This window comes from Mucilaginibacter conchicola (genome assembly GCF_003432115.1).
GTDB lineage: Bacteria > Bacteroidota > Bacteroidia > Sphingobacteriales > Sphingobacteriaceae > Mucilaginibacter > Mucilaginibacter conchicola.
Map to the genome: position 1 here is coordinate 1 of NZ_QWDC01000011.1, position 10,702 is coordinate 10,702.

The window sequence follows — 10,702 nt, forward strand, 5'->3', positions numbered from 1 at the left end:
GCAGGCGCTGCAGTTATTGCAGCAATTGATCTCTATCCAGTCTTTCAGTAAAGAAGAAGACCGCACTGCCGATCTGATAGAGCAAACCCTGCAAACGCACGGCGTTAAAACGCACCGCAAGCTCAACAACATCTGGGCATGGAACAAGCATTTTGATGCCAACAAGCCAACTATCCTGCTCAACTCGCACCATGATACGGTAAAACCCAACAGTGGCTACACCCGCGACCCTTATGATGCCAAAATTGAAGATGGCAAACTGTACGGCCTGGGCAGTAATGATGCCGGCGGTTGCCTCGTATCGCTTATCCACGTGTTTTTGTACTACTTTGATCGTGCCGATCTTAAATATAACTTTTGCCTGGCAACCACTGCCGAAGAAGAGATTTCGGGCGTTAACGGTCTTGAGCTCATCATCCCTGATCTTGGCGAACTAAGCTTCGGTATTGTGGGTGAGCCTACACTAATGGAGCTTGCCATTGCCGAGCGCGGCCTTATGGTGCTGGATTGTACCTCTTTTGGTATAGCAGGACATGCCGCCCGCGAGGAAGGTGATAACGCCATCTACAAAGCGCTTAAAGATATCGAGTGGTTCCGTAATTTCCGGTTCCCTAAAGAATCGGAAGTGTTTGGGCCTATCAAGATGTCGGTAACCATTATCAACGCCGGCTCGCAGCATAATGTGGTACCTGCCACATGTACTTTTACTGTTGATGTAAGGGTGACCGATGCTTACCGCAACGAAGAAGTATTGGAGATCATCCGCGAGCATGTGAACTGTGAGGTTCGCCCGCGCAGCATCCGCTTAAAACCATCATCAATAGATAAAAACCATCCTTTTGTACAATCGGGCGTGGCATTGGGCCGTAAAACTTATGGTTCGCCAACTACGTCAGATCAGTCGTTGCTGGATATTCCATCAATCAAAGTTGGTCCCGGCGATTCGGCACGTTCGCACTCTGCTGATGAGTTTATTTATGTAGATGAGATAGGCCACGGCATTGAGCTATACATCAAAATGCTTGATGGTATAGTCTAAGCCCTGCGTAGTGCCCATTTTATTAATCCTGCGCCAATGTTTATCAGGAACAATAACTGAGCGACTATCAGTATTATAGCCATTGCCGAATAAAAAGTAGTGATATTTAAAAATGACGCTTGTTCGGCTTCTGCAAACGCGTAATATCGTTTAGGACTATCGTTCAATGATATTATCCCGCTCGGGAGCATTAGCAAGAATGCAATAGTACTTATTGTTGCTAAAGTGTGTATCCAGCTTAGTTTGGATGAAAGCGACATCTTGTTTGTAAGCAGGTACAACATCCAGATAAAAAGGAATAAGACCGTACATGAAATAAAGAGGCTTCTTATCGAAAACACGAAATAAGTATCGTGAAAGTTGATATCAGAAGATTGCTTAAACGGAACGAGCGAGAGGATAAATAACACCACTGCACACAAGCCAAACAACTCAAACGGTTTCTGTTTGATGTTTAAAAACGGAAATTTTATTGTCACGATAAAGGTTCAGGTAAGGTTGTATTATAGGTCGATAGCGCGGGTACGTTTGCGTTTTACGTAGTTGCGGATGTCCAGAACGATGCCCGCAAAGAAATAAAATATCAGTGGAAAGCCCACCGCCAAAAACGACGAGTAGATAAAGAATAACCTTATTTTGGCGATAGATACGTTAAAACGTTCGCCGAGATAGGTGCATACCCCAAAAGAGTAGCGCTCAAAAAAGGTGATGATCCGTTGTAGCATATCAGTTGGGTTTTAAAATTTTAATACCAACGCCGCATTGCAGGCATTTCTTATAACTGCAGTAACTATTTTTAAGCTCCAGCAGCGCCTGCGAATCAAACGCCGAATTTATTTTCAATCCTAAGTTAACAAAATCATCGGTGATATTGTTGTGCTCGGCTGGGATATTTTCGAGCATTTTTAAAGCCCTGCTCACGTAATACTGCAATTGCAGATGCTTGCCATAGCTGAACAGGAAAAGCACCACAGTATTCAGTATCAAAGTATCTATAGATGCCGCCCCAAGGCTTTTGGATGATGCCTTGCTCTCCTTATCAAAACGGTAATGCGTTTCCCAATATTCGTTTACACGGATGTTGCTGAACAGTTCGCGCATTTCCTTAATATCCTTTATCTCCAATACTTTTGATAACAGGTGGTTTGACTGATAAACCAAAGCCGCAAACTGCGCCAGTCGTACGGTAGGGAAATTCTGAGGCCTCATCCGCAGGAATTTCCACAGATGGTTCTCGATAGGGCTAAGGGTGTATTTCTTGCGCAGGAAATTATATTCGGTTTGTAAAGCCTTTGGATATGCATCTTCCATTTCTCCATCCAAAAAACCGGCCTGGCCAAATATCAGCGCCTCAATCTGTATGGCATTGTTCTTATGCTTAGCCAAAATGTTCTGCGGCAACGATTTTGCCATCAGCTCAAACGGCAGCGCGTTCACTTTAAAACCAAAGTTAGCGGCCAGAAATTGATAGAACGTTTCTTCCCAGTCGCCGCGGTTTTGCTGCAGGGCGGCTATTACGGTTTGCGAACGTTTCTCCAACCGTTCAACCAGGATCCTTGTCAGCCAGTTTTGCATAGTGATGCTATCCACTGTGGCAATACTCCCCTCGCAGGGGATAATGCTTTGGTTACCGAATACCAGGTTATGGTAGCGGTAATGCAGCTCGGCCGGGATACGGTCTTTCAGTTCCAGCGTAGGCACGCGTTTGCCATCAGCACGGAAAAGCGGTAGATCATCATTGTACACTACGTGCAGTATCACATTGTCGTAAGCGCCATCGGTAGTATGCCCGTGTTTTTGCCAGTCGGAAGAGGAAAGGTGCAGCTCTGCATTGCCCGCCCAGGTAGTGTCACCAATGCGAATACGGGCGTTCTGAAAATCGGCCCCGGCATTTTTGTTATGCAGGCCAACGGATTGGATCTCCAGCTCTTCGCCTTCGGTAGTGCGCAAATTGATGCGGTTAAACAGCCTGAACTGCCACACATAATGCAAAAAATCCTCGGTGAAAAGCATAAGGGAAGATAAGGAAAAAATGTTTGAATATAAAAGGCGTCATTGCGAGGTACGAAGACAACCGACCGAAGGGAGCTCATTGATACCTTAAAGAAAATTAAACACATCAATAATCTCTTTAGTATGAGCCTATGGTTAGAATCACATTGGTCCGCTCATTGCCGCGGAGAGCTACTTCTTTTGTCTTGAAACAAAAGAAGCAAAAATTCATACAGCAAAGAGGCTTCTTTTGCCGCACGAGGCCTTTACCCTGCAAGCGGGCAGAACCACGGGCTGGAAATCCTTTGCCCCGCCCACCGCCCACAACTTCTGCAAACGATTCCGCAATGCCCTTACCACCGCACAGGCCACCATTGTTCTGCCCGCTTTTGCCCGAAGCTTTTTTGCTGACGGAAAAAAAAACTATCGTGATGAACCTAACGCAACCAAACTTATGCGGCCTTCGCAAAAGGCGGGTAGCACAGGCAATGCAATAGCAGAAACTTAAAAGCATTTTGCGGCAGCCGCGAGTTTTCTTTGGTTACTTTCTTTTGCGGAAAAAGAAAGTAACATCCACTGACGACTCATATCTCTCAATGCCATTCCTAATGAAACACTGAAGTAATTAACTATCTTCGTCAAAACCCACAACCATCTATGAACACCACCAAACCTACAACACAAAGCCGTATCTGGTCCATTATCGGGGGCTCGTTGGGGAATTTGGTAGAGTGGTACGATTGGTATGTGTACTCGGCATTCTCGCTGTACTTTGCGGGGGCTTTCTTTCCCAAAGGAAGCCAGACCGCGCAGTTACTAAACACCGCAGGTATCTTTGCCCTTGGTTTCCTGATGCGCCCGATAGGCGGCTGGCTGATGGGTACATTTGCCGACAAACACGGGCGTAAAAAAGCGCTGACCTTTTCGGTGCTCTTAATGAGCGCAGGCTCTTTAATGATAGCCATAACGCCCAGCTACAAGTATATTAATGTTGCCGCCCCGGTGTTGCTGGTGTTAGCCAGGATGCTGCAGGGTATCAGCGTTGGTGGAGAGTACGGCACCAGCGCCACTTACCTCAGCGAAATGGCCGATAAAAAGCACCGCGGCTTTTACTCCAGCTTTCAGTATGTGACCTTGATCATGGGACAATTACTTGCACTTGGCGTGCTGGTATTGCTGCAGCGCGTTTTTCTATCGGATGAACAGCTGCATAGCTGGGGCTGGCGTATCCCGTTCGGCATTGGTGCTGTGCTGGCAATTGTAGTAATGTACCTGAGGCGTACCCTGCAGGAATCGGCCACGTTTGACCATGAGACCAAAAAGCCCGAATTACGTGGTACCCTCAAAGCCCTTAGTGAACACCCGCGCGAGGTGTTGACCGTTATTGGTTTAACCCTTGGCGGTACGGTAGCGTTTTATACATTCACCACCTACATGCAAAAGTTTTTGGTGAACACCAGCGGTTTCGATAAAAGCGATGCCACACTGATATCAACTTTAACATTGGTGGTATTTATGTTGCTGCAACCACTATACGGCTACATATCAGACCGTATAGGCCGTAAACCTATGCTCAAAGCATTCGGTATTTTAGGTTTGCTGACTACCATCCCGATCCTTACTTTCCTTGGCAATACCATGAACTTTTGGGTGGCATTCGCGCTTATTATGATCGCCTTGTTGGTGGTAAGTAATTACACATCCATTAATGCCGTAGTAAAAGCTGAACTTTTCCCTGCGCATATCCGTGCTTTAGGTGTCGGTTTCCCGTATGCCATTGCGGTTTCCATCTTCGGCGGCACGGCAGAGTATATTGCCCTGTTGTTTAAAGATAACCACCACGAGAGCTGGTTTTACTGGTATGTTACGTTCTGTATAGGTGTATCCCTGGCGGTGTACTCTTTTATGAAGGATACGAAGAAGCATTCGAAGATTGAGGGGGAGTAAAGTCCGGCCACGCGTCATTGCGAGGAGCAACAGCGACGTGGCAATCCTCGATATACAGAGCCGCTCTGTAAGTAGGGGATTGCCACTCCGCCAGCCGGCGGATCGCAATGACGCGTGGAGAAATCACACCAATCCTCTAATCACCCCCAATCAGCGGTCATTACTTAGATACCAGCCCCGATATCACATTGATACTCAAAGCCACAATTGCTGTATTAAAGGCAAACGAAATAAGCCCGTGCATCCATGCCAGTCGGCGTATGCGGCGGGATGAGATCTCCACGTCTGATACCTGGAAGGTCATGCCGATAACGAAGGAGAAATAGACAAAATCGAGGTAATCAGGGTCGGCCATATCTTTGGGGAAATCGAGACCTTCTAATTCCTTTCCATGACTATCTTTGGTATAATACAAATGCGCGTATCGCATGGTGAATACCGTATGTACCAGCCACCATGATACCACTACGGCAATCATGGCCAGGATAATATAAGCTGCAGTTGTACTTTCTGACGAGTTTTTGGATGATTTTAGCAGCAGGTATATTGCCAGCAAACTCACCAGCGAGGCCACCATTACAAAAAGGAATATCAAAGTCCGGCTCGAGTCTTCCAGACTGGCAATTTTCCTGATCTCCCGCGGATGAGCGCCCAATATGCATATCCAATCCAGCACAATAATAGTGAATGCTACCGCTATCCAGGTGATCAAAGTTACCTCGGGTACCGATTGTAAATGCCGAGATAACAGGAATGCTACCGCTCCAATTATCAACGAGATAATGAGGCGGTAATGTGCATCAATACGAAATAGAAATTGCTTTTTGGGTGAAGTGTGGGTTGCCATACGGATAATGTATGGCCTAATTTAGTCTTCTTCAACAATATTGGCAACACGGCCAACCTGCCCGTCCTCTAAACGCACCTTTATACCGCGCGAATGGTAGGTAGCACTCGTAAGCAGATCTTTAACCACACCGCGGGTTAGCTTGCCGCTGCGCTGATCTTTTTTAAGGATGATATCTACTTCCAGTCCGGGATATATATCTGCTCTGTTGCGTCCGTGCATGGGGTTTTTTATTAGTCCGAAAGTCCGTTTGTCCGGAAGTCCGAAAGTTTTTTATTAGTCCGTAAGTAAAAAAAAGAATAATGAAGCAAGGTTTCGTCTTTCGGACTTACCGACTTCAGACTCCCGACTTAACGAACCAACCAGCTAATCGCATCCTCAACTTTTTTAAAGTCGAAACTGCTGATGATCTTGTCCATGGCGGCACCTATCTGCTCGTTCTGCAAATTGCCTATGCTGCCTTCGTGGGTATGGGCTACGGTTTTATCAGGATTAAAATTGCCTTGCTCAATATCCAAACCAATCTGCTTGTATGCATCGCGGAAAGGTGTGCCGTTAAGCACCGCCTTGTTCACTTCTTCAACGCTGAACAGGTAAGCATATTTAGGGTCATCTAATATATTCTTGTTAACCGTGATGTGCTGCAGCATAAAGTTGGCCATTTGCAGGCAGTCCATCAGATCGGTAAAGGCCGGGAAAAGCAACTCTTTAAGCAATTGCAGCTCGCGGTGGTAGCCCGATGGCAGGTTGGTGGTCATCATGGCTACATCATTTGGCAGGGCCTGCAAGCGGTTGCATTTGCCACGCATAATTTCCCAAACATCGGGGTTCTTTTTATGCGGCATAATGCTGCTGCCGGTAGTCAAATGTTCGGGGTAGCTTACAAACGCAAAATTCTGGCTCAGGTACAAACACTGGTCCATGGCCATTTTAGCCAGCGTGGCGGCTATTGACGACAACGCCTGCGCAATAATACGCTCCGTTTTACCACGGCCCATTTGCGCATAAACAACGTTGTGCGCCATGCTGTCAAAACCAAGCAACTCGGTAGTCATGGTACGGTTTAGCGGGAACGACGAACCATAGCCCGCCGCCGAACCCAAAGGATTTTTATTGGTGATTTTCCAGGCGGCCAAAACCATCTCCAGGTCATCAACCAAACTTTCGGCATAAGCCCCAAACCACAACCCAAACGATGATGGCATAGCCACCTGCAAATGCGTGTAGCCGGGCAGCAAAACGTCTTTATGTTCTTCGCTCTGCTGTAGCAGCAGGCGGAATAAATTATCAGTTTCATTAACCACCTGTTGCAACTGGTGGCGGAAAAATAGTTTCAGGTCAACCAACACCTGGTCGTTACGCGAGCGGCCGCTGTGGATCTTTTTACCGGCGTCGCCAATGCGGCGGGTAAGCAGCATCTCCACCTGCGAGTGTACATCTTCTACATCATCCTCAATGGCAAAATCTCCGGCCTGTACATCGTTGTAAATGGCTTTCAGCTCGCGTTGCACCAGGGCAAGGTCGTCGTTACTCATCAATCCTATCGACTCCAGCATCCGCGTATGCGCCAACGATCCCAGCACATCAAAAGCCGCCATCTGGTTATCCAGCTCGCGGTCGCGGCCCACGGTAAAGTTCTCAACCAGTTTATCAACGTTGGTAGTTTTTTGCCAGAGTTTGCTCATGCTGCAAATATAGAATTAAATGCGTTTTGTTTTACTCACCCCGACATTGCTCCGCTCGTCGACCCTCTTTTCGTTGCGCGAAAAGAGGGTAGCTTCTTAAGTGCCTCTCCTTTGGAGAGGGGTTTGGGGAGAGGCTTCTTTGCGAAGCAGAGGGGGGGCTGAGTTAATTATGTGGGCGTTTCCCCGATAAACATCGGGGCCAGGCTATTCACTCATACGCCTGCCCCGAACGGATGCCTATGGCACAGGCCTTAAGCGCAGGGGCCGGTATCCGTTTCTATCCCTAACGCATTGTTAGAATCAGAATTTTCAGGATTTGAGAATTAATAGAATGGCAAAGTGTAGAAGCAAACGCGGGAAGGCTTGACAAAAAACCGGGCCAAGGTAAAGGCCAGAGGGCGGAAGGTTTTTTTTGTCTTGATTTTTTGGTTACTTTTTGATCAAGCAAAAAGTAACAGCCCTCCGCGGCAATTGAGCGGACTGGCGTTGATACTTACCACAAGCCCTTAGCGATTGGGGTGCCGAAACAAGTTCGGCATGACGATAAGGGTATGAACCTTTAATCAAACAACCCCATCTCTTTCCCAATAAACTGCGGCCTCGGGATGCTTACGCCCAAGCGCTTGTTCATTTTTTCTATCACATAATCAGCCAATTCAGGCGAGTAGCGTTCATCGTGCTGGTGCATAAAGAACCAAACAGATTGCAGGCCCTGCTCTTTCCATTGTGCAATGCGCTCAATCCATTCATCGCAGCGGGTATAATCGGTAGGGTGCAGGCCGTTGCCCACAAAGCGGATAAAGGCATGCGGGGTAGGCAGCATCATGTGTATAACATCGCGGCGGCCGCTGGCATCGGTAATGATAGAGCCGATGTTCAATCGTCTGAAAAGGTTAAATGCAGCTTCGCGGTTCTCCGGCACGGCAAACCAGTCCTTATGGCGAAGCTCTACATAAACCGGTACATCTGTCGGCAAATGCTCCAGATAAGCGGTCAACTCCGGCAGGCTTTTCGGACTAAAATTATCACTCAGCTGCAAAAACATAGGGCCGAGTTTATCTTCAAAAGCCATTACACCCTCGTAGTAAGCAGTGGTAATATCCTCAGCATTTTTTAACCTGCGGATATGGCTGATGCTCTGCGAAAATTTAGGGCAAAATTTAAAGTTGGGATTAGGGTCGGCTTTTTGTTTCCACTTGCTGATGGTATCAGGTCCGTAGGTTTGGTAAAAGGTGGCATTCAGCTCAATACAGTTGAAATGCTTCACGTACTCATCCAAAAAGTTGGCGTCCTTTGTTTTAGGCGGATAGATCTGACCCACCCATTCTTTACGCCCCCATTTTGCACAACCTACATGCATCTGCAACGGCTGAGACCTGTCGGCAAGGGCAAGTGTTTCGGTAGTAAATGCGGGGTCGGCAGGGAGTGAGAAATTAACGTTTGCCAGTTCATGCTCAGGTACGCGGCCAAATTCCATATCCAAATATTTAGGCCGAAAGATAGTAAACAAAAAAGAGATGGCCTGTGATTGAACCATCTCTTTTTGTTACTAACCCCGACTACGCTTCGCTGGTCGACCCTCTCTGCTGCGCAAAGAGGGTGAGGAGAAAGATAATTCCCTCTTTTCGCGCAGCGAAGAGAGGGTGGTCGAGCGGGAGCGATGATCGGGTGAGTTAAATATGCAGAAGATAAGTATAAGCAAGCCAATTTTTACAGTGAGCTTGTCGAGGCCGCCTCTACGTGTGCAGAGTGGTTCGACAAGCTCACCATGACATACTTATAGCGGTCAACTAATCTCTAATCAACCAACCGCTAATCTCTATTAAAGGAACATCCCGCCTGAAGCCTCAATGCGCTGTGCGTTGATCCAGCGTGCATCTTCGGTGCATAAAAATGCTATAATGCCACCAATATCGTCCGGCTGGCCCGGGCGACCCAGTGCGGTGATAGAGGAGATACGCTCGCGCATATCAGGGTGACTTGCAAAAGCACGTTTGGTAAAATCGGTCTCGATGATGCCCGGAGCAACTAAATTAGCCGCAATGCCACGGCTACCCAGTTCTTTTGCCAGGTATTTGGTGAACACCTCGATAGCGCCTTTCATTGATGCGTAAGCAGCATAACCAGGTGTAGCAAAACGGGTTAAACCGGTTGATAGGTTGATGATACGGCCACCATCGGCAATGTTATTTAAAAGCGTTTGGGTTAAAAAGTAAACGCCTTTAAAGTGAACGTTGAATAGGTTGTCAAAATCTTCCTCGGTTGTTTGTGCAAATGGCGATGCGGCATCAATACCGGCGTTGTTCACCAAAAAGTCGAAGCTATCGCGGCCCCAGGTATCCTGCAGAGTTTTGGTCAGCTCGGTTTTAAATCCCGCAAAGCTGGCCACTTTTGAAGTATCCAGTTGCAGGGCAGCAGCAGTTTGGCCGGCAGCCTGTATTTGGTTTACAACTTCTTCGGCTTCTTCTTTTTTAGCGCGGTAGGTAATGATCACGTCAATACCTTTTGAGGCAATTTTTAAAGCAGCGTTTTTACCAAGGCCCCTGCTTCCGCCTGTTATTAATGCAATTTTGTTAGTGCTCATTTTGTTACGTGTTTTAATACACTACAAAGGTGAGCCAAAATCGTTCCCCAAAAATGGTGACAAGCACAGATAAAATGGTGACAGGTACAGTATTTTTAGGAGATGTGCACTCTTATCAAATCGTCATGCTGAATTTATTTCAGCAGCTCAAATGCTGAGTCTATGCTTTTATTGATGTTAGCCCGCTCATTGCCGCGGAGGGCTACTTCTTTTGTCTTGAAACAAAAGAAGCAAAAATTCATACAGCAAAGAGGCTTCTTTTGCCGCACAAGGCCTTTGCCCCGCAAATCGCGCAGAACCACGGGCTGCAAAATCTTGCCGCCACTTCGTTCGCACAAAACCTTCGCTTCGGGCAAGTATTGCTATGCCCTTGCCAACGCATATATCCACTACGTTCTGCCCGCTTTCACCTGAAGCTTTTTTGCTGACAGGGGATAAACAAAGAATTAAACCGAACCCAACGCCACCGAACATTGCGGCATAGTGTAACGTGCGGATAGTACAGGCATTGAAATATCAGAAACTTTGTAGCGCGTTACCGTAGCCGCGAGTTTTTTCTTTGGTTACTTTCTTTTTAGCGGAAAAAAAGAAAGTAACATCCACTGACG

At 47.1% G+C, this 10,702-nt stretch carries 11 protein-coding genes; 3 read left to right on the forward strand and 8 right to left on the reverse strand.

Annotation, left to right across the window (positions count from 1 at the left end):
- Positions 1–1,039: M20 family metallo-hydrolase (locus D0C36_RS24225; RefSeq protein ID WP_117394325.1), on the forward strand; the 1,039-nt coding region annotated here is incomplete at its 5' end.
- On the opposite strand, the gene D0C36_RS24230 is transcribed toward D0C36_RS24225, so the two are convergent.
- From D0C36_RS24230 to D0C36_RS24240, 3 genes are read right to left on the reverse strand one after another with little or no spacing between them, the layout of a single operon-like run.
- Positions 1,036–1,518 carry a hypothetical protein gene (locus D0C36_RS24230; protein WP_117394326.1) on the reverse strand — a complete coding sequence of 161 codons (483 nt, stop codon included), beginning with the start codon at positions 1,516–1,518 and terminating at the stop codon, positions 1,036–1,038. The two genes, D0C36_RS24225 and D0C36_RS24230, sit on opposite strands and share 4 nt — an antisense overlap.
- Before the next feature lie 24 nt (positions 1,519–1,542).
- A complete protein-coding gene (locus D0C36_RS24235; protein ID WP_117394327.1) occupies positions 1,543–1,764 on the reverse strand; it encodes a PspC domain-containing protein in 222 nt (73 codons plus the stop codon).
- A gap of 1 nt (position 1,765) precedes the next feature.
- Positions 1,766–3,052: a DUF2851 family protein gene (locus D0C36_RS24240; protein ID WP_117394328.1), complete on the reverse strand. Its 1,287-nt coding sequence runs from the start codon at positions 3,050–3,052 to the stop codon at positions 1,766–1,768.
- 229 nt (positions 3,053–3,281) lie between these two features.
- On the opposite strand from D0C36_RS24240, the gene D0C36_RS24245 reads away from it, so the two are divergent.
- Complete coding sequence (locus tag D0C36_RS24245; protein ID WP_117394329.1) at positions 3,282–3,539, forward strand: hypothetical protein; 258 nt, start codon at positions 3,282–3,284, stop codon at positions 3,537–3,539.
- 149 nt (positions 3,540–3,688) lie between these two features.
- On the forward strand, positions 3,689–4,978 hold the full coding sequence (locus tag D0C36_RS24250; RefSeq protein WP_117394330.1) for an MFS transporter: 1,290 nt from the start codon (positions 3,689–3,691) through the stop codon (positions 4,976–4,978).
- Between the two features lie 160 nt (positions 4,979–5,138).
- Here D0C36_RS24250 and D0C36_RS24255 read toward each other — a convergent pair whose 3' ends face one another.
- The 5 genes from D0C36_RS24255 to D0C36_RS24275 form a co-directional block, all read right to left on the reverse strand.
- Positions 5,139–5,825 carry a DUF1345 domain-containing protein gene (locus D0C36_RS24255; protein ID WP_117394331.1) on the reverse strand — a complete coding sequence of 229 codons (687 nt, stop codon included), beginning with the start codon at positions 5,823–5,825 and terminating at the stop codon, positions 5,139–5,141.
- A gap of 21 nt (positions 5,826–5,846) precedes the next feature.
- Positions 5,847–6,047, reverse strand: a complete 201-nt coding sequence (locus D0C36_RS24260; protein WP_117394332.1) for a YwbE family protein — start codon at positions 6,045–6,047, stop codon at positions 5,847–5,849.
- A 128-nt stretch (positions 6,048–6,175) separates the two neighbouring features.
- Positions 6,176–7,510: an argininosuccinate lyase gene (argH, locus tag D0C36_RS24265; RefSeq protein WP_117394333.1), complete on the reverse strand. Its 1,335-nt coding sequence runs from the start codon at positions 7,508–7,510 to the stop codon at positions 6,176–6,178.
- Between the two features lie 559 nt (positions 7,511–8,069).
- Positions 8,070–8,987 carry a DUF72 domain-containing protein gene (locus tag D0C36_RS24270; protein ID WP_117394334.1) on the reverse strand — a complete coding sequence of 306 codons (918 nt, stop codon included), beginning with the start codon at positions 8,985–8,987 and terminating at the stop codon, positions 8,070–8,072.
- Positions 8,988–9,332: 345 nt separating this feature from the next.
- Positions 9,333–10,094: an SDR family NAD(P)-dependent oxidoreductase gene (locus D0C36_RS24275; RefSeq protein ID WP_117394335.1), complete on the reverse strand. Its 762-nt coding sequence runs from the start codon at positions 10,092–10,094 to the stop codon at positions 9,333–9,335.
- Positions 10,095–10,702: the final 608 nt, after the last annotated feature.